The 20569-nt window shown below is 30.5% G+C and carries 20 protein-coding genes; 5 read left to right on the top strand and 15 right to left on the bottom strand.

The window, feature by feature from the left end; genetic code table 11:
- The first annotated feature begins 222 nt into the window (after positions 1-222).
- Positions 223-1125, top strand: a complete 903-nt coding sequence (gene rocF / locus BR69_RS0114585; protein ID WP_027633831.1) for an arginase — start codon at positions 223-225, stop codon at positions 1123-1125.
- A gap of 102 nt (positions 1126-1227) precedes the next feature.
- Positions 1228-1842, top strand: a complete 615-nt coding sequence (locus BR69_RS0114580; protein WP_027633830.1) for a 3'-5' exonuclease — start codon at positions 1228-1230, stop codon at positions 1840-1842.
- A 121-nt stretch (positions 1843-1963) separates the two neighbouring features.
- On the opposite strand, the gene pdaA is transcribed toward BR69_RS0114580, so the two are convergent.
- Positions 1964-2938: a delta-lactam-biosynthetic de-N-acetylase gene (gene pdaA, locus BR69_RS0114575; RefSeq protein WP_027633829.1), complete on the bottom strand. Its 975-nt coding sequence runs from the start codon at positions 2936-2938 to the stop codon at positions 1964-1966.
- Positions 2939-3457: 519 nt separating this feature from the next.
- Between pdaA and BR69_RS21590 the strand changes: the two genes are divergently transcribed.
- Positions 3458-3619 carry a rubredoxin gene (locus BR69_RS21590; protein ID WP_084315518.1) on the top strand — a complete coding sequence of 54 codons (162 nt, stop codon included), beginning with the start codon at positions 3458-3460 and terminating at the stop codon, positions 3617-3619.
- 264 nt (positions 3620-3883) lie between these two features.
- Here the strand turns inward: BR69_RS21590 and pflA are convergent, their stop codons facing one another.
- Entirely contained in the window at positions 3884-4621 is a 738-nt protein-coding gene (gene pflA / locus BR69_RS0114565; RefSeq protein ID WP_027633828.1) for a pyruvate formate-lyase-activating protein, read from the bottom strand.
- Between the two features lie 62 nt (positions 4622-4683).
- Complete coding sequence (pflB, locus tag BR69_RS0114560; protein WP_027633827.1) at positions 4684-6909, bottom strand: formate C-acetyltransferase; 2226 nt, start codon at positions 6907-6909, stop codon at positions 4684-4686.
- Positions 6910-7406: 497 nt separating this feature from the next.
- Between pflB and BR69_RS0114550 the strand changes: the two genes are divergently transcribed.
- A complete protein-coding gene (locus BR69_RS0114550; RefSeq protein ID WP_027633826.1) occupies positions 7407-8261 on the top strand; it encodes a formate/nitrite transporter family protein in 855 nt (284 codons plus the stop codon).
- A 165-nt stretch (positions 8262-8426) separates the two neighbouring features.
- Here the strand turns inward: BR69_RS0114550 and BR69_RS0114545 are convergent, their stop codons facing one another.
- The 10 genes from BR69_RS0114545 to BR69_RS0114500 all read right to left on the bottom strand — a co-directional run bounded on the left by BR69_RS0114545 (position 8427) and on the right by BR69_RS0114500 (position 16999).
- The gene (locus tag BR69_RS0114545) at positions 8427-8933 is read right to left on the bottom strand and encodes a GNAT family N-acetyltransferase (RefSeq protein WP_027633825.1); all 507 of its coding nucleotides are present in this window, start codon (positions 8931-8933) and stop codon (positions 8427-8429) included.
- 220 nt (positions 8934-9153) lie between these two features.
- On the bottom strand, positions 9154-9711 hold the full coding sequence (pyrE, locus tag BR69_RS0114540) for an orotate phosphoribosyltransferase (RefSeq protein WP_034849963.1): 558 nt from the start codon (positions 9709-9711) through the stop codon (positions 9154-9156).
- Positions 9712-9777: 66 nt separating this feature from the next.
- Positions 9778-10677 carry a dihydroorotate dehydrogenase gene (locus BR69_RS0114535; RefSeq protein WP_027633823.1) on the bottom strand — a complete coding sequence of 300 codons (900 nt, stop codon included), beginning with the start codon at positions 10675-10677 and terminating at the stop codon, positions 9778-9780.
- A gap of 10 nt (positions 10678-10687) precedes the next feature.
- Positions 10688-11446: a dihydroorotate dehydrogenase electron transfer subunit gene (locus BR69_RS0114530; protein ID WP_027633822.1), complete on the bottom strand. Its 759-nt coding sequence runs from the start codon at positions 11444-11446 to the stop codon at positions 10688-10690.
- Between the two features lie 35 nt (positions 11447-11481).
- Complete coding sequence (pyrF, locus tag BR69_RS0114525; RefSeq protein ID WP_242840701.1) at positions 11482-12360, bottom strand: orotidine-5'-phosphate decarboxylase; 879 nt, start codon at positions 12358-12360, stop codon at positions 11482-11484.
- Position 12361: 1 nt separating this feature from the next.
- Positions 12362-13564 carry a dihydroorotase gene (locus tag BR69_RS0114520; RefSeq protein WP_027633820.1) on the bottom strand — a complete coding sequence of 401 codons (1203 nt, stop codon included), beginning with the start codon at positions 13562-13564 and terminating at the stop codon, positions 12362-12364.
- A gap of 11 nt (positions 13565-13575) precedes the next feature.
- On the bottom strand, positions 13576-13776 hold the full coding sequence (locus BR69_RS20650) for a hypothetical protein (RefSeq protein WP_027633819.1): 201 nt from the start codon (positions 13774-13776) through the stop codon (positions 13576-13578).
- Positions 13777-14700, bottom strand: a complete 924-nt coding sequence (gene pyrB / locus BR69_RS0114510; protein WP_027633818.1) for an aspartate carbamoyltransferase — start codon at positions 14698-14700, stop codon at positions 13777-13779.
- Between the two features lie 341 nt (positions 14701-15041).
- Positions 15042-15800, bottom strand: a complete 759-nt coding sequence (locus BR69_RS0114505) for a serine hydrolase (protein ID WP_027633817.1) — start codon at positions 15798-15800, stop codon at positions 15042-15044.
- A gap of 362 nt (positions 15801-16162) precedes the next feature.
- The gene (locus BR69_RS0114500) at positions 16163-16999 is read right to left on the bottom strand and encodes an undecaprenyl-diphosphate phosphatase (protein ID WP_027633816.1); all 837 of its coding nucleotides are present in this window, start codon (positions 16997-16999) and stop codon (positions 16163-16165) included.
- A gap of 282 nt (positions 17000-17281) precedes the next feature.
- On the opposite strand from BR69_RS0114500, the gene BR69_RS0114495 reads away from it, so the two are divergent.
- Positions 17282-17746 carry a hypothetical protein gene (locus tag BR69_RS0114495; RefSeq protein ID WP_027633815.1) on the top strand — a complete coding sequence of 155 codons (465 nt, stop codon included), beginning with the start codon at positions 17282-17284 and terminating at the stop codon, positions 17744-17746.
- 83 nt (positions 17747-17829) lie between these two features.
- Here BR69_RS0114495 and BR69_RS0114490 read toward each other — a convergent pair whose 3' ends face one another.
- Together BR69_RS0114490 and pckA are read right to left on the bottom strand one after the other, a co-directional pair.
- Entirely contained in the window at positions 17830-18543 is a 714-nt protein-coding gene (locus BR69_RS0114490; RefSeq protein ID WP_084315515.1) for a superoxide dismutase, read from the bottom strand.
- A 274-nt stretch (positions 18544-18817) separates the two neighbouring features.
- On the bottom strand, positions 18818-20407 hold the full coding sequence (gene pckA / locus BR69_RS0114485) for a phosphoenolpyruvate carboxykinase (ATP) (protein WP_027633813.1): 1590 nt from the start codon (positions 20405-20407) through the stop codon (positions 18818-18820).
- Between the last annotated feature and the right edge of the window lie 162 nt (positions 20408-20569).

Below are 20569 nucleotides of genomic sequence, written 5' to 3'. Positions count from 1 at the left end.
TAAAGTTTAAAATATATATTAATCTCTAATATTTTCAAATATAGTATTTAAATCTCAAAATTTCTTAATAAATATGCCATAAAATATATAAAGTTCTATTGTTATACTTAATAATAGGATGTCACTATACACATAATATTATTAAGAAATTTAAAATTAAAATTTCTTACTGTGCTTAATGTACAGATAATATAACTTTTATATGTTATAGGAGGTGCTAAAATGAAAATTAATGTAATAGGTGTTCCTTTATATTTTGGATGTGATAGGGAAGGTGTTGACCTTAGTCCTAATATCTTAAGGGAACATGGTTTAATTGAACTCTTAGAAAAAAATCATGAAGAAGTTTATGATCTTGGAAATATCTATGTGGAATCTACTCATGAAACTAGTAAATTTTCTCATCATAAATCTATGAAATATTTAAGCCCTATAGTTAATGTAAATAAAAACTTAGCTCATAGTGTTTACACTTCATTAACTTCTGGATCCTTTCCTTTAGTTATAGGTGGAGATCACGCTCTTGGTCTTGGAAGCTTAAGTGGGTGTAGTAAAGCCTTTGGAGAAGATTTGGCTGTAATTTGGATAGATGCCCATGGAGATATTAATACTCATACCTCTTCTCCTTCTGGTAACGTTCATGGAATGCCTTTAGCCTCTGCTATGGGTGAAGGACCTTCTTCCCTTACTGATCTTTACTTTAAGGGTCAAAAAGTAAAGCCACAAAATGTATATATAGTAGGTGCTAGAGATTTAGATGAAGGTGAGTTAAAGCTTATAGAGGATTTGAATCTTAGTGTCTGGACAACCTCAGATGTAAAGGAAAAAGGATGTGAAAATATCATAAATTCTATATTAAAGGATATTGCTTCAAAAGGAATTAACAATGTTCATCTTAGCTATGATATAGATTCCTTAGATGCATCACTGGTTCCTGGTACAGGAACTCCAGTAGCTAATGGTCTTAGTATGGATGAAGTTAAATATCTTCTTAAATATCTTCTATCTAGTGGTCTTATAAAATCTATGGATTTTGTGGAGTTAAATACCAAAATAGATAAGGATGATTCTACATTAAAAGTTGCCTTAGAGCTATTAGACTTTATATCTTATAATTTAAAATAACAAATAAGCCTCTACTTAAAAAGTAGAGGCTTATTATGTACATATTATATTTATTCTTATATAATAAGGTTATTGCTATTTAATAAACTATAGGAGGTTTTTATGAAACTTATATTTTTTGACACAGAAACTACTGACATAAAGCCAGAACTAGGTAGCATATGTCAGCTTAGCTATATACTAGTTGATACCTCTACAAAACCTAATACAACTGTTGGTCGTAATTTTTTCTTCACTGTAGATAATATGTCTCCTTCTGCTGAAGCAGTTCATGGATTTTCTTTAGAAAAGTTATATGAATTAAGTGAAGGTAATTACTTTGAGGATCAGGTAGAAACATTTATAAATGATTTTTTAACTGCAGATATATTAATTGGTCATAATGTATCCTTTGATATAAAATTCTTAAGCCATGAACTTTCTGGTATAGGAGAGTTTTTTGAACCAAACTTAAGTTTTTGTACTATGTCTTATTATAAAAATATATGTAGGTTATGTAATGTTAGAGGCGATATAAAAAATCCTAAACTTGAAGAAGTTATAGCCTTCCTTAGTATAACTAAGGAAATGATAGCTGAAAAATCTGAGGCACTTTTTGAAGGCAGTGGAAATTATCACGATGCCAGGTTTGATACTGCAGCTACATATCTTATTGTTACAGAAGGTATTAAGAAAGGATTTATTCCTAGACAGCACTTTACCTCTATGATGAAGTAATTTTTTACTAATGTATGATTATTATAAATTAAAATGGCAATAAAAAATGAGTTATGTAATTATAACTCATTTTTTATTTGTATTCCCCCATACGTCTGAATAATTATATAAAAGCTTACCTTTATAATTCCTCTAAGGATCTAAATTCATATCCTCTTAGCTTCCACTCCTTTATAACATCATCTAATATATCTAGATTTGTCTTAGAAATAGCATGAAGAAGATATATAGCTCCATTGTGAGTATTCTTTAAGATATGATTTTTAGCATAGGCCTTATCTGGTTGTTTATTAACATCATAGTCTCCATAAGCAAAACTCCAGAATACACTTTTATATCCTAAAGATTTAGTGTAATATAAAGATTTTTCACTATAGTTTCCCATAGGAGGTCTAAAAACCTTTATCATATCCTTGCCTATTAAAGACTTATACTCTTCTTCTACTTGATAAATTTCCTTTTTAAATTCATCTACTCCCTTAGTAACCACATCATCCATAGATCTATGGGTCACACTATGATTACCAACTACATGCCCTTCTTTTACCATTCTTTTTACTAACTCTTTATTTTCTTTTATATAAGGCTTTGTTACAAAGAATGCAGCCTTTACATTATTTCTTTTTAATATATCTAGAATTTTACTAGAATATCCATTCTCATATCCCTCATCAAAGGTAAGATATATATATTTCTTATCTTTATCTCCTAAATAAACACCTTGATTCTTACTTAAATAACCTTCTGACTCCTTAGGTGGAGTTGGTGCTTGTCCATCACCCTTAGATATAAAATACCAACTATTTTTCTTATTAGACATATTGTTATCTTTTATTTCTTTGCTTCCCTCAGTTTTCTCCTTCTTAACTTCCTCTCTTTTTTCTTCTTTATTGTTTTCCTCTTTGTTCTCTACTATCTCTTTGTCTTTATTAAAAGATTCCTCCTTATTCTCTTTATTATAATTATTAACAAGGATCTCTTCTTTCTTCTCTTCTACATTTTCTTTATTATAAAAAGAATAGTATATATAAATAGATATTGTTAATAGTCCAATTATAAATATTGAAGGCAATAATATCTTCTTTCTTTTTTTCATAAATTATCTTCAGCAAGAATGTGTAATAAGTGTCCACTCCTCACTAAATCTCACCTCTTTTCTACTACTTTCTATCTGTAAAATTTGATAACCTAATTAATATTTGATTATATTTAGAAAAATTAGACATATTTTATTAAAACTTCTCAATACATATATTTATTTTCCTAAACTCTTATATCTATATTATACACTATAGTAACTAAAGTTAACCAATTTTTTACTCCAACTAATTTTTATGTATAAATTTCTTATAATGAATAAATACTAATCATTACATTCACATTTTTCTAGGAATACTCATAAAATATCATATAAAGTGAATATTAAACCATTTCATCAAGTAAAAGTGAATTTATATTAATTATAAATTTCAAATAATATATTAATGCTAAATTTTATATAAGTTATGATTTTAAATGATTTATTCTATATAATATTGGATTTATGGAAGCTTAAATAGATATTTAAGTGACAGAAATTTTATATAATAGAAATTTATTAAAAGGAGATATAGCTATGAAATCTTATGTTTGTGTAGTTTGTGGATATGTTTATAATCCAGTGGACGGAGATAGTTACTCAGGGATACCTAATAATATAGAATTTAACTCCTTATCTGAAAATTGGATATGTCCATTTTGTGGATTCTCTAAATATAACTTTGTTCCTTTAGAATAAAACTTCTTATATATATTTAATATTTATTCTTTTACCTTTAATTAAACAATACCTCCTAGAAAATAATTCTAGGAGGTATTTGTTTAGAAAGCCTTTATAATATAAAACTACTTATATATTTTTACTAAAACTATAGTAGTAGTTTATCATGAATATAATTTTTATTAAGTTTATTTAAATAAATATTTACATATTATAAGATACTTATTTTATAATATTCTAATTATAATAAAGAGTATTATATAAGGATACTTAGAATAAACCCTAGCTATTCTTAGAATCTCTTAATTCATTTACCCTATTAATCAGCTTATTTTCCATAGTCTTGCATAAATCCCTATCCATATCTTCAATACCTTGAAGTCTATATTTTAATCCAATGCTATCATATTTATTTATTCCCATAGTATGATAAGGAAGAAGTTCTATTTTTTCAACATTTTCTATATCTTTTATTATGTTAGCTAAAGCCTCCATGTGCTCTTCTCCATCAGTGATTCCAGGAACTACCACATGTCTTATCCATAATTTTGTAGAAGTTTTCCTGCAAGCCTTTAAAAAATTTCTTGCCTCTTCACCATCTCTACCAACTAAGGATTTATACCCCTCATCAGATACATGTTTTATATCAAATAAAACTAAATCCACATATTCTAATATATCTTCATAATTGCCAAGTCCAAAACCTGCTGTATCTAAAGTTGTATGGATTCCACTATTTTTGCAAAGCTTTAAAACCTCTATTAAAAACTCTGGTTGCAGAAGGGGATCTCCTCCTGAGAATGTCACTCCTCCACCACTCCTTGAGAAGTAAGGCTTATACTTTAATATCTTTTCATAAATTTCTTTAGGTGTGTATTCAGTTCCGCCCTGACATTTCCAAGTATCTGGGTTATGGCAGTAAGCACATCTTATGGCACAGCCTTGAAGAAATATTACTGTTCTTATTCCTGGTCCATCTACAAGTCCCATACTCTCTATAGAATGAATTCTTCCCTTCATGTTATCCTTCCTTTTCTAACATATTAAAGAGAAGGGGTATCTCCCCCTCCCTTTTAATATTATTACATTTTTACGTGGAATGTTCTAGATATAACTTCTTTTTGTTGATCCTTTGTTAATCTATTAAAGTTAACTGCATAACCTGAAACTCTTATTGTAAGTGTTGGATACTTTTCTGGATGTTCCATTGCGTCCATTAAAGTCTCTCTTTGAAGTACATTAACATTTAAGTGGTGAGCACCTTGTCCAAAATATCCATCTAACACATTAACTAGGTTATCTATTTGAGCATCTCTTTCTTTTCCTAAAGCTTCTGGAACTATTGAGAAAGTATTTGATACTCCATCCTCACAGCATGGGCTGTATGGAACCTTAGCTACTGAGTTTAATGATGCTAAAGCACCTTGGCTATCTCTTCCATGCATTGGGTTAGCTCCTGGAGCAAATGCAACTCCTGCAGCTCTTCCATCTGGAGTAGCTCCTGTTTTCTTACCATAAACTACATTAGATGTTATTGTAAGAACTGATAATGTATGCTTTGCATTTCTATATAAAGGATGCTTCTTAAGCTCTTTAGAGAACTTGTTAACTAACTCTACTGCTATATCATCTGCTCTTTCATCATCATTTCCGTACTTAGGGAAATCTCCCTCTATTTCAAAGTCTACAGTTATTCCATTTTCTCTTATTGGTTTAACCTTTGCATATTTTATAGCACTTAATGAGTCTGCAACAACTGATAGTCCTGCTATACCAAATGCCATTAATCTACCTACCTCAGTATCATGTAATGCCATTTGTCCTGCCTCATATGCATATCTATCATGCATATAGTGGATTATATTCATTGTATCAACATAAAGTTTTGCAACCTTCTCAAGAACTTCAAAGTATGCTTTTTTAACTCTATCATAATCAAGAACTTCATCTGTTATTTGATCAATACCTTCTATAACAAGCTTGCCCTTCTTCTCATCAACTCCACCATTTATAGAGTATAGTAAAGCCTTAGCTAAGTTACATCTTGCTCCGAAGAATTGCATTTGCTTACCAACTTGCATTGCAGATACACAGCAAGCTATAGCATAATCGTCTCCATATATAGGTCTCATTATATCATCATTTTCATACTGTATAGAATCTGTTAATATTGATATCTCTGTGCAATACTTCTTAAAGTTTCTTGGCAGTTTTTCTGACCAAAGCACTGTCATATTAGGTTCTGGAGCAGATCCTAGGTTTATTAGAGTATGAAGATATCTAAATGAGTTCTTAGTTACAAGTGGCTTACTGTTTATTCCAACTCCACCTATTGATTCAGTTACCCAAGTTGGATCTCCTGCAAATAACTCGTTATACTCTGGTGCTCTTAAATGTCTAACAAGTCTTAGCTTTATTATAAACTGGTCTATAATTTCTTGAGCTTCTTCTTCTGTTAAACTTCCACTCTCTATATCTCTTTCTATATATATATCAAGGAAGGTAGAAGTTCTTCCAAGAGACATTGCTGCTCCATTGTTTTCTTTAACTGCTGCTAAGTATCCAAAGTAAAGATGCTGAACTGCCTCTTTTGCATTTTCTGCTGGTTTAGATATATCGTATCCATACTTAGATGCCATACTCTTCATAGCTTCTAAAGCCTTTATTTGCTCTGAAACTTCTTCTCTTCTTCTTATAAGTTCATCTAGCATGTCTCCTTGAAGTTCTGCTAAATCACTTTTCTTCTTTTCTATTAAGAAATCTACTCCATAAAGAGCTACTCTTCTATAGTCACCAATTATTCTTCCTCTTCCATATGCATCTGGAAGCCCTGTTAAAAGACCCGCTGATCTTGCTGCTCTTATTTCAGCAGTATAAGCATCAAATACTCCATCATTATGAGTCTTTCTATAATTAGGGAATGTTTCCTCTACTTCTTTATCAATTTCATATCCATAAGCTTCTAAAGAGTTTTTAGCAACTCTCCATCCACCCCATGGGTTAACTATTCTTTTAAGAGGTGCATCTGTTTGAAGTCCAACTATTACTTCATTATCCTTGTCTATATATCCTGCCTCATAAGCATCTATTCCAGATACTCTATCTGTTGCTGCTCCTAATATTCCTTTTTCTATCTCTTCTATTATTAACTGGCTACATTTATCCCAAACCTTCTTAGTCTTTTCAGTAACTGGAGCTAAGAAGTTCTTATCTCCTTCATATAAAGTGTAGTTTTTTTGTATAAACCCTCTAACGTCTATGTCTTCTTTCCATGATTCTCCCTTGAATCCATCCCATTGCTTAAACATTTACTACTCCTCCTTAAATGAATGCTTAACTAAAAAAGCACTCTCTAATTTTCCTTACGTATCGTTATGTTTTTAACATCTATTGGCATATAGTTGTTAAAACTAAGATATTTTCCCTTCGACATCATTACAAATTCTTATAATGTATAATTTTAAATTATAACAGTTAAAACTTAAAATTAATACAGCTAAAACCTTTGTTTCCAAAGGTTTTAAGGTACTGTTTATTTTTGTACCACCCTTTGTTCACCATTAATATAACACGTTGTATTATAAAATGCAAGTTATTATTTAATAATATTTTTATAAATTCTACCTGTTATTTTAAACCTTTTCATAAATTTTGAATTTTTTCTTTTATAAAGGGGTTACATTTTCAATTATTTTATTATAAAATACTATGGATATAATATTTGCTTATAGCAAAATAAATGTAAAAAAAGCATTTATTTGTTATAAATGTTTTATCTATCTTATAATAAAAGGAGTTGTAAACCATGGATAAGTTTATGCTAAAACCTAATGAAATCATAGATGATGTTCTATTAGCCTATGAAACTAAAGCAAATTACCCAAGACTAAAAAGCATTATCTTAGGCTTTTTATCTGGTGCATTTATAGCCTTAGGGGCTTATGCCTCTACCGTTGTTTCTCACGGAATTTCTAATCCATCATTATCAAAACTTATGGCAGCATTAATCTTTCCAATAGGCCTCACTCTCATAGTATTATGCGGAACAGATTTATTTACGGGAAACACCCTATTAACCATACCTTTACTAGAAAGAAAAATTTCTTTTAAGCAGTTATGCATTAATTGGTTCTTAATATATTTCACAAATTTCTTAGGAGCAATTTTTATATCTTCTATGATATATTTTTCTGGTTCCTTAGACTTTAATAACTTCGCTTTAGGCGGCTATGCCTTAAAAATGGCTTCTACTAAGAGCTCTGTAGAGTTTATACCTGCTATGCTATCTGGTGTCCTTTGTAACACTCTAGTTTGCCTTGCAGTATGGTGTTCATATGCGGCTAAGGATATCATATCTAAGTTAACTACAGTTTGGCTTATTATAATGACATTTGTAATCTCTGGCTTTGAACATAGTGTTGCTAATATGTATTATTTAACCATTGGTCTTTTAGCAAAGAATAACCCAAACTATGTAAATTCTATAAATCTATCTTCTGAAAAGTTATCTTATATAGATATTTCTCACATGTTTAAAAATCTAATACCTGTAACTCTTGGAAATATCATAGGTGGAGCAATATTTGTATCACTAACTTTTTGGATACTATACAAATATATCCCTAGAAATAAAAAAATCAAAAGGGATTTTGCAGCATAAAACTTTATAAGCTTTAATTTTAAAAACAGTAAAAAAGCAACAATAATATTAAAAATATTATTGTTGCTTTTTATTTGTCCTTGATAATTTTTACACTTAAAATCTATTTAAATATAACTTTAAATAATTATATTTATATCATAAAATTAACTTTTATGATATAAATCAGTATTTTTTAAATTCAAATCCTAATAATTCTACTTTATCCTCTTTATTTAATCTCTTATCATAATTCTTTCGTAGTTGAATTAAGTTTAAATGATCAAAGCCACATTCTCTATATAGACTCATAGCTTCTGTATTCCTTGGTATAACATCCACAAACATTGCTACTATCTTCTTTTCAATCATTAATTCATCTAACATTTTAAGAGAAAGCTTACCAATACCATCTCCCCTATACTCCTCAAGTATAAATAAATCTTCTAACCATGCTACATTTTGTCCCCCAAATCTTACATAGAAAAACCCTATTGGCTGGTCTTCTAGAAACACATTATATATTTCCCCTTGTTCTTTCCAAGTCTCTAAAGTTTCTTTAGACTCTTCATCCGTCTGCCAATATTCTTTAGGAGCATTATTTAATTTCCTATGATAATTCATTAATTCTGTAATCATATTAACTGTAGTTAAAAATGTTTCCTTTGATAATAATTTTATTCTAATATCCATAACTCCCCCTTTTAATCCATTATATAACAATATTGTCTTTATATTATTTAAATCTATAATTTTTCAATTAATTATAAAAAGAGCAGTAATAATACTTAAAAGTATTATTACTGCTTCTAATGTTGTTCTTTATAATATTTTCTCTTACCTTAAAGAACACTTTGTTATATATAATCTTTTTTCTTATATATTTCGTTAAAACTTTTCTCTTATATAAAGATTACTTAATTTTTCTGCTTCCTGGCTTTACATATGGTATATTTTCTTTACATAGTGGACATTCATCAGCTTCAAAGCTTTCCACATTTAACTTTATAGCGCTATATAATGGATAATCCATCTCCTTTGAGCTTCTATCTACAATACAAGCCACTGCAACCACTTCTCCACCATGTTCTTCTACTACCTTAGCAGCCTCCTTAAAGGATTTTCCTGTGGTTACTACATCCTCTGTTATAACTACCTTCTGACCTTTTCTTATTTCAAAACCTCTTCTTAAGGTCATTTCTCCATTTTCTCTTTCTGTGAAAATTGCTGGCTTTTTCACTTGTCTACCTACTTCATAGGCAACTATTACGCCTCCCATAGCAGGTCCTACTACTAAATCAAACTCAACATCCTTAAGCTTTTCACATACAACTCCTAAAACCTTCTCTGCTTTATCTGGATGTTGTAGTAATTTTGCACATTGACAATATCTATCACTATGTCTCCCTGATGATAGTAAAAAATGTCCCTCAAGTAAAGCTTCAGTTTCCTTTAATATTTCTAATACCATAACAATTTCCTCACTTTCTAAGTTAACCTTAATATATTTAATATTTTAAAACAAGTCTATATAATTTTATCTTAAAGCTATTCCCCTAATTTCCCCTAAGTCTTTTATGTTATTTTCTTTCATATATTTTTCAATACCATCCATTATCTCTATAGGTGCATAGGGATTACTAAAAATTGCTGTTCCTACCTGAATTGCAGTAGCTCCTGCCATTATAAACTCCAATGCATCCTCATAATTACTTATGCCCCCAAGTCCTATTACTGGTACATCCACAACATTACACACTTCATAAACCATTCTAAGTGCTATGGGCTTAACTGCTGGTCCTGAAAGTCCTGCAAATGTATTATTAAATACAGGCTTCTTCTTTCTAAGATTTATTGCCATTCCCTTTAATGTATTTATAAGTGATAAACTATCCGCTCCTGCTTTTTCACAAGCCTTTGCCATTTCAACAATGTTTTCTGCATTAGGAGAAAGTTTTACCATAAGAGGTTTTGTGCACTTTTCTTTTATTCTTGATACTGCATCATAAGCTATCTCAGACTTTATTCCAAGAGCCATTCCTCCACATTTCACATTAGGACATGATATATTAAGCTCTATCATATCTACATCACTTGCACTCAACTTCTCTACGGACTGAATATAATCCTCAACAGTAGCTCCTCCAAGATTGGCTATAACAATATTTCCATAGGTTTTCATTTTTTTAAGCTCATGATTTATAAAGTGGTCCACCCCTGGATTTTGTAATCCCACACTATTCATCATTCCTGAAGGTGTTTCTGATACCCTAATTCCGTCATTACCTTCTCTTTTTTCAAGAGTCAATCCCTTGGAGCTTATACCTCCAAGTCTTCCTACATCATAAAAGTTATTAAACTCTTCTCCAAAACCAAAAGTACCTGATGCTGCTATAACTGGATTTTTAAATTCAATTCCATTTATGTTAACCTTCATAAGCTTCCTCCTATTCTATAACCAAATCTTCTCCATTAAATACAGGGCCATCCTTACAACTTCTTTTGTTTCCGTTCTTAGTTTTACATGTACATACAAGACATGCTCCTACTCCACAAGCCATATGCTTTTCTGTGGATACATATACCTTAACATTATTTTCCCTGGCCTTTAAAACTACTTTGTTCATCATTGGTTCTGGTCCACAACAATATATTAAATTATAATCTGAAACCTTTAAAAGATCTGTTACAAAACCCTTATGCCCATGCTTTCCTGTATCCGTTGATATATATATATTGTCTACATAACCCTTTATCTCATCTATTAAATAATAATCATCTCTAAATCCAAAATGTATATCTATCTCTACCTTTTGACCTTTACTTTCTCTTATCTTCTTTACTAGTTCTAACATAGGAGCAGTTCCTATACCCCCTGCAACTATTCCTACTCTGCCTTCTGCATCTTCAATATTAAATCCATTTCCTAAAGGTCCTGTTAGCATTAGAGAATCTTCTTTTTTAAGCTTTGAAAATTCCTTTGTTCCTCGTCCAACTTTTGCATATATAAATGTTATTGTATCATCTAAAACTTCACATACACTTATAGGTCTTGGAAGAAGAGGTTCTATATATTCACCCCTTAACATATAGAACTGACCTGGCTTTATACTTTTACAATGATCTAAAGAGGTCCTTACCACCATCTTATATATATCTTTAATAACCTCTTTGTTCTCTAAAATTATTCCTTTAATATACTCCACCTGGCATCTTCCTTTCACCTATACTATAAAATCTTTTAAGCCTTTAAGTTATCACATGCTCTTTTTATTTCATCTCTCATTCTTATTGCCTCTTCCCTTGCACATAAGGCGAATTCTTTTTCCCTATTCTCTCTCTTATATGCTAGAAGTATTTTTCTTGAAGAGTTTACTACTCCCCCATTACCATTTTTTAAATATAAGGCTACATCCTCTGCCTTACCTCCCTGAGCCCCATATCCAGGGATTAAGAAAAATGTACTATCCATTTTTTCTCTAATTTCCTTTGCCTCATCTACATGAGTACATCCAACTACTGCTCCTAAGGTACTATATCCAAAGCTACCTAAAGCACTCTTTCCCATGGTATTAACTTTTTCTCCAACCATATGAAATACTTTATTTTCATTTTTAGTATCTACATACTGTAAATCTTCTGCTCCCTTATTTGAGGTTCTAACTAGAGCAAAAGCTCCCTTCTCCCCACTCTCTAAATAAGGCATATAAGGTTCTATACTATCAAGACCCATGTATGGACTTAAAGTTATGAAGTCTACTTCAAAATCCCCTTTAAAATGTGCCTTAGCATATTGTTTTGCTGTATCAGCTATATCTCCTCTTTTAATATCCCCTATGGATATTAAATCTTTTTCCTTTAAGTATTTCACTGTCCTACTATAAGCCTTTAATCCATCTATTCCTAAAGCTTCGTAGTATGCTATTTGAACCTTAAAACAAGCTGCTACATCATATGTGCTATCTATTATTTCTTTATTAAAGTTAAAGAGTATCTCTTCAACATTATTCTGAAATTTCCCCTTAAAAAACTCTGGTATATAATTGAGACTTGTATCAAGTCCAACACATACAACACCTTTATCTTCTACTGCTTTATATAACTTATCTATAATATCCATACTAAACATCTCCCCCTTTATAGACAATTTGTCCATCCTTCAAGGTCATAAGTACCTCTCCATAACCTTTAAATCCTATAAGTGGAGAGTTGCTACTTTTAGACTTTATAAACTTTTCATCTAGGGTTACTTCCCTATTAGGATCTACGAGTACAAGATCAGCTTTTTTCCCTATAGAAATTCCACCTCTTTCTTCATCATCCATTATCTTAGATGGCCCATAAGACATTATTTCAGAAAGTCTATTTAAAGTTATATGTCCTTCTTTTACAAGCTTTGTATTACATACTGTGAAGGAAAATTCAAGGCCTATCATTCCCGGCGCTCCCTTCTCTTTATCCTCTTTGCTATGAGGTGCATGATCAGTACCTATACAATCTACATAGCCTTTCTTTATAGCCTCTATTAAAAATTCTCTATCCTCTTCTTCTCTAAGAGGTGGGTTAACCCTATATTCAGTATCACTAGTCAATGCTATATGATGAGGAGTTACTTCACAAGTTACCCTTCCCCCTCTTTCCTTGCTTTCTATAACATACTTCATAGCTTCTTTAGTACTTACATGAGCCATATGAAGTCTTGCTCCAGTGTACTCACTTAATGTTATATCTCTCCATGTCATTGTGTTTTCCGCAAGTCTCATATCTATTTTAGATAAATCGTGGGTTTCTGCATGAGAAATAACTACTATGTTTTTTTCCTTGGCCTTTTCCATAGCTTCTATCATTACTTTTGAATCCATAACTCCACGTCCATCTTCTGATATGAACTTTAATCCCTCTATATTTAAAAGTTCATCTAAGTGTTCAGTACTTTCTCCCCTCATATTCTTAGTCACTGTTATACACTGATGAATATTTGCAAGTCCTACTTCTTTTCCTCTTTTTATTATTGAATCATATACCTCTCTTGAACTTACGCAAGGTCTTGTATTCGCCATTAATACAGTAGTGGTATATCCTCCTCTAACAGCAGCTCTGCTTCCACTCTCTATGTCTTCCTTATATGTAAACCCCGGTTCTCTAAAGTGAACATGTAGGTCTATAAATGAAGGCATTACTGTATATCCCTTTGCATCTATAACATCACAGTTTTTATTTAATTCTTTTCCAACCTCTTTTATTATTCCGTCCTCTATATAAATATCCCCAACAGAAGTTTGAGAAAAATCAACTATCTTAGCGTTTTTTATTAAAAGTTTCATGTATGTTCCTCCTATAATGCCTTTAATGTTTGAATACTATCACAATACTCACACTTATATTCCATATTCTCTTCATCAACTAATATAAAGCTTTGTTTCACATAGGTTTCTTTTAAACTTGCACAATTTTTATTATTACAAACAATAACCTTTTCTATTTTCCTAGGTAGTATCTCCCTATGTCTTTTAATTACATCCATAAATATGGCCATTTAAATCACCCCTAAAACCTTGGCTATTAAAGCCATTCTTACATACATACCAAACTTAGCTTGTTTAAAATAGCATGCTCTATTATCATCATCTACCTCATAAGCTATTTCATTTACTCTTGGTAGAGGATGCATTACTATAGCATCTTCCTTTGCTATACTCATCTTTTTATTATCTAATATATAACTATTTTTAAGTCTTTCATACTCTTCTTTATTATCAAATCTTTCTCTCTGAATTCTGGTCATGTATATTATATCTACCTTATCCATAGCTTCTTCTAAGGTTCTTACTTCTTCATAAGGAATATTATTTTTTTCTAGTACTTCTCTCTTAATATATTTTGGTATACTTAATTCTTCTGGGGATATCAATATGAATTTATTATTATTATATCTAGACATGGCTTTTATTAACGAATGTACCGTTCTACCATATTTAAGATCTCCACATAATCCAATGACATGATTACTTAAACCTTTTTTTAATGTTCTTATAGTCAAAAGATCTGTTAAAGTTTGAGTTGGGTGTTGATGACCTCCATCTCCTGCATTTATTACAGGAATATGAGAGTAAAGAGAGGCTATTTTAGCCGATCCCTCAAGGGGATGTCTCATGGCTATAACATCTGCGTAACATGAAACTGTCCTTACTGTATCTGCTATGGTTTCTCCCTTAGATACGGAGCTTGAGCTTGCTTCTGAAAATCCTATAACATTTCCACCAAGCCTTAGCATAGCACTTTCAAAGGAAAGTCTTGTTCTTGTGCTTGGCTCATAAAAAAGAGTTGCCAATATTTTGCCACTGCACATTTTTGAAAAGTCTTCTGGACTTTTAATAATTTTTTCTGCTAATTCAAATACTTCTTCTAATTCTTCTACCGAAAAATCTCTAGGATCTATTAAACTTCTTCCTTTTAACATAATATCAACTCCTTCTTAACATCTCTGTGTTAATTTAAAGGTTTTATAAAAAAAAGCCTTCCTTAAATTATAAGGAAGGCATACTTTTACAAACATTGTCTAACATTCAATTACACTACTTGCATCTTCCTTATTGACCTCTCTGGATCAAATTTAAAGGTATTTTCTTTAGAAATTAGATTATCACTTTAAAGAAACTTTGTCAACATATTTTTATCTTATAGCTATACGCTTTAACACCTCCATACCCTTAAAAGGTTTTGGATAACAGTTGCTACACCCCTAGATTAAACCATCTAACCTAAGATGTGGAAACAACATCATCAGAAGAAAGATTTCTTCTATTTTCTCCAATTATTTCTTATAGTATCTACTATCATTTTACCGCTCTTAGCCATAGTCACAATACTATATACATCACTTGGAGTATTTCTTGATAATATTGTAAATGTAAAATTACCCTTAGGCAATTCTAAATAACAAGTATCATTTTCAGCTTCATCACTACTTCCACCCTTGGATGCTATATTTTCTCTTTCCTCTTTAGTGTAATAAAATGATATTTTATTTTTGATAGGTTGCTCTTTTAATATATCTATTAAAAAGTTTCTATTCTCTTTATTTATATATTCTCCATGCTTTAAAATTCTCCAACATTTAGATAAATCATAAGCAGTGGTAAATCCATCAAAGCTTTCATTGTCCACTATACATGTATTTCTAAGTCCCATACCCTTAATATGATTATTAATATTATCTACTCCTATTAAGGAGACCAAATGCTCGTAAGCCTCACAATCATTCTCAATAATCATAAAGATAATAAGCTCTTTTACACTATATTCTTTTTCTCCTAAGCGTTTTAATAAACTATTGTTTTTCTTACTATCCCTTGAACTCACTTTAATTCTATGACTTAATGATATGTTTGATGCCTCCACCTCATTAAATAGTGCAATGATTAACGGAAGGTGTATACACTCTCCAGCTTTAATTTGTTGACCTTCATTAAAACCGTATACATAGCCACCATCTAAATCCTCAAAATAAAAGCTATACTCCCCTAACCTGGACTCTAAATATCTTTTTACTTCCTTCATTTACATCCCTCACTAGCTTTTAAAATATTTAAAATAATCTGAACATTCTGCTACTACTTATATTATATCTTTGTATTTTACACTATAAAATAGATTTTTATATTTTCTGTAGTTATTACAAATATGATGCATTCCCTTTAAATAATCTCTGTTTTCTCTCTCATACAGTGAATTAATATACTCTATTTAAATGAATATAGTCTAAGTATAATTATTAAAAGTAACTTTCTCTTATAGTAATATGGGATGTATAAAAATAACTTTAAAAATCATTTTCATGCATCCCATTATATAATATGTTTATCTTAATTTCATACACTTTTATAAAGATAATATACCTTAAGTTTATGTTATATTACTTATTATCCATAAATTGAAATTACCTTTAATGCTATTAATATAAGTAGTATTACACCTACTAAAATTCTATATACTGCAAATATTCTCATAGGCTTCTTCTTAAGGAAGGCAATAAATCTATCTACAACAACAAGAGCCACTAAGAACGCCACTAAAGAACCAACTATTAAAGCTATAATTTGATCCCCTGTAATAGATGAGTAATCATACTTATAAAGCTTAAGTCCTGATGCTCCAACCATAACTGGTAAAGCTAAAAAGAATGAAAATTCAGCAGCAGCCGTATTATTCAGTCCACTAATCCATCCTCCCATAATTGTGGAAGATGATCTTGACATTCCTGGCCATAAAGCAAGACACTGAAAAGCTCCTATGGTAAGAGCTTGACCATATGTTACATCATCTATACTCTTAGTCTTGGAGTTTTTTCTATACTTGTTTTCCACAAATATAAGAAGTATAGCTCCAATTATGAGTCCAGCTGCAACTGTCAATGAATTAAATAAATTAGCCTCTATCCAATTATCTAATAATAACCCTAGTACAGCAGCAGGTATACATCCTACTAATATTGTACTCCAAAATTTCAGACCTTCTTTTTCTAACTTAAAGAAACTTATAACAGATGTCCAAATCTTATTCCAGTATAAAACAACAATAGCTAATATGGCCCCTAATTGTATAACAACTTGAAACATAGCTGCAAAGTGAGGTGTAGCTGTAGATTTAAATCCTATAATATCATCTACTATAATCATATGTCCTGTTGAAGAAACAGGAATAAATTCAGTAATTCCTTCTACTATGGCAATTATAATAGCCTTAAAAACCAAAAGCATAGAGTTACCTCTCTTTCTATTTTTAAATTTTATGCACAGAGTAATTATAAGTTCAATTTTTCTCTTTGTCTATAACCTATGATAATTTAAGGGTTTTTTAACAGAATTTAATCAATTCATCATTTTCTCGTAATAACTTTGTAACCATTATATACTTGTTGTTCTAATAAAATTATGAAGCTATAATATTTTATAGGACATGCTATTTATTTTTTTCTATTTTTCATATATATTATATATTTACTATATAATATATATAAGTTTATTATTTTAGGAGGAAAGATGAAAAATACTTTTTTGAATTTAATTCATCACTTATTTATAGTGAATTTTATTTATTACGGACACATTATTTTAATATCCTTGCTTAAGGTTAACAGCAAGGCATTACCAGTAATTGAGCTTTTAGTGGCTATTGCATTATATACAACTTTTTCTTACTGTTTTTTGAAATACGAAAAAAATACTAAGAAAAAAGTAATTACCTTTTCTTTAATACCCATTATATCATTAGTTTTTTTCTTAATAACTTTAATAGCTTTTAGACCAGGTATAAATAGTTTATCTAGTGATGCTGTATGGACACCCTTTCTAATATTTAATGGATTCATACTTCCCCTTATTGAAACATCCAATATCGGAAACATACTTATAGGCATAGTTATAGCTTTTATTCCCGCTGTATGTTCTTTTATAGGAATGGAGCTTCAATGTTTAAAGAAAATTAAAAACACCGTTTCTAAATAGATATATTATATAAAAGTTTTAAGAAAGTCTTAAGTTAAAAGGATGGTATCATAATGTATAATACTCATTATGATACCATCCTTTTATTTCCCCTGAAAGTTTTCTTCTCCCTTATCCCAATTAACTACATTCCACCAATTTTTCATGTAATCTGCCCTTAAATTTTTATATTTTAAATAATATGCATGCTCCCATAAATCTAGAGCAATTACAGGATTAAGCCCTTTAGCAATTGGTGTGTCTTGATTCGGAGTTGTTACTATGCTTAAATTGTTATTGCCATCCTTAACCAGGTACACCCATCCACTTCCAAAAACACTTGTAGCTTGTTTTTCAAATTCTGCCTTAAATTTATCAAAGGAACCATAGGTCTTATCTATTGCCTTTTTAAGTTCCCCCTTAGGCTCTCCTCCCTTATTTGGACCCATGATTTCCCAAAAGAAACTGTGATTATAATGTCCTCCTCCATTATTTCTAACAGCAGTTCTAATATCCTCTGGTATTGAATCTAAATTCATTAAAAGTTCTTCAATAGTTTTTCCTTTTAAATTTTTATGTTTTTCTAATGCCTTATTTAAATTATTAACATATGCGGCATGGTGCTTATCGTGGTGAAGTCTCATGGTCTCTTCATCTATATAAGGCTCTAGTGCATTATAGTCATATGGTAATGGAGGCAGGGTAAATTCTCCTCCCCCAGAAAATACGTTTTGAGTATCAAATCTATTTTCTCCGATTATAGTTATTGCACAAATAGTAAGTAAAACTAGTGTAATTATGTAAAGTTTCTTTTTCATTGCCTTGCTCCTTTCTACTTTTAGAATATATATTTTACTATGTACTTATTTTAAAATTCTATTCTTATTTCTATTATTTCCTTTCTCACTATGATTTATCTCCTTACACTTTAGAATTCCTTAAAATATTTTTATACTAAAACAAGGCACTAAGGATGTCTTAATATTAAGAAACCCTTAGTGCCTTACTTTCCAAAACTTTATTATTAATCTAGCTAAGTAAATTAATAACCTTTTATTCGAAATTAATTAATTTATAAAATTTAAAAGAATTTTATACCACTAGTAAATCATTATCTATAGGTAAATTTGGTGCAGCTTTTTTTATTTCTTCTGGAACATTATTAAACTTCTCAAAATTATGGTTAAATTTTAATGATAAATTCATAGCACTTTTTCTATAGGCATCCTTATCTTCCCATAAATTCTCAGGGTTTAATAAAACTTCTGGCACCCCTAAGCACTTTTCTGGCATTAAAACACTAAATATAGGATGCTTTATCCAAGTGGTATCTTCAAATCCACCCTCTATTGCTGATGTAACCATTTGTCTTGTGTAAGATAACTTTATTCTAGATCCTACCCCATATCCTCCACCAATCCATCCGGTGTTAATTAAATAAACATCTGCATTGGTTTTTTCTATTCTTTCACCCAAAAGCTTTGCATAAACTGCTGGATTCATAAGCATAAATGGCTCTCCAAAGCAAGCTGAAAATGTAGCTTGTGGTTCCTTTATACCTCTCTCTGTTCCCGCAACCTTACTTGTGTATCCAGACATGAAATGATACATTGCTTGCTCTTTAGTAAGCTTTGAAACTGGAGGTAAAACCCCAAAGGCATCTGCTGTTAAAAATATTATAGTATTTGGATTGCCTCCCTTTCCACTTACCTCTATATTATCTATATGATGCAGAGGATAGGCACCTCTTGTATTCTCTGTTAAGGAATCATCATAATAATTAGGATCTCCTTTTTCATCTAAAACTACATTCTCTAATATACTTCCAAATTTTATAGCATTAAAAATATCCTTTTCCTTTTCAGGGTCAAGATTTATAGTTTTAGCATAGCATCCACCTTCAAAGTTAAATACTCCACCTTCATGCCAGCCATGCTCATCATCACCTATAAGTCTTCTATTTGGATCAGTAGATAAGGTTGTCTTACCTGTTCCTGAAAGTCCGAAGAATACAGCTACATCATCATTTTTCCCTATATTAGCTGAACAATGCATTGGGAATACTCCCTTTAATGGAAGTAAAAAATTCATTATGGAGAACATAGACTTTTTAATTTCTCCTGAATACTGAGTTCCCCCAATTAAAACTATTTTCTTTGAAAAATTAACTAATATAAATGCTTCAGAATTTATTCCATCCTTCTCACCCTCAGCCTTAAAACCTGGAGCTGATATTATAGTAAACTCTGGTGCAAAATCTTCCTTTATAATATCCATTCTTCTAAACATTCTATTTGCAAATAAGGCCTGAGAAGCATATTCACAAACTACCTTTATAGGAAGAGAAAATTCCTCTTCTGCCCCCACATATCCATCAAACACATATAGCTCTTTATCCTTTAGGTAACTGTTTACCTTAGAATAAAGATTATTAAAGACATCCTCATTAATTGGTAAATTCACACTTCCCCAATTTATTTTTTCCCTTGTTATATCATCTTTTACAATAAATCTATCCTTTGGTGATCTTCCAGTATACTTTCCTGTATTTATAACTAGTGCTCCACTGTTACTTAGTCTTCCTTCTTTTCTCTCTAAAGCTTTTGTTACTAATTGACTTTCTGATAAGTTCCTAAAAATCTCTTTACACTCTAAGTTTAAATAACTTAAATCTGTATACATATAAAATCCCCCATATCTTTTTCTTATACATTTTATCTTATTGCATTTTTCTGTTAATTGCAATATTTATTTTATTTATTAGTTTAATTTTACTTTTAACTTTCATTATAGTATTTTATTCGTCATTTAGAATACTCTATTGTATTTATATAATATATTATA

The organism is Clostridium hydrogeniformans DSM 21757, assembly GCF_000686705.1.
In the GTDB taxonomy this organism is placed as follows: Bacteria; Bacillota; Clostridia; order Clostridiales; family Clostridiaceae; genus Clostridium_Z; species Clostridium_Z hydrogeniformans.
The sequence above is the reverse complement of the archived record's forward strand: the minus strand, read 5'-3'. Positions and strand labels throughout refer to the sequence as shown.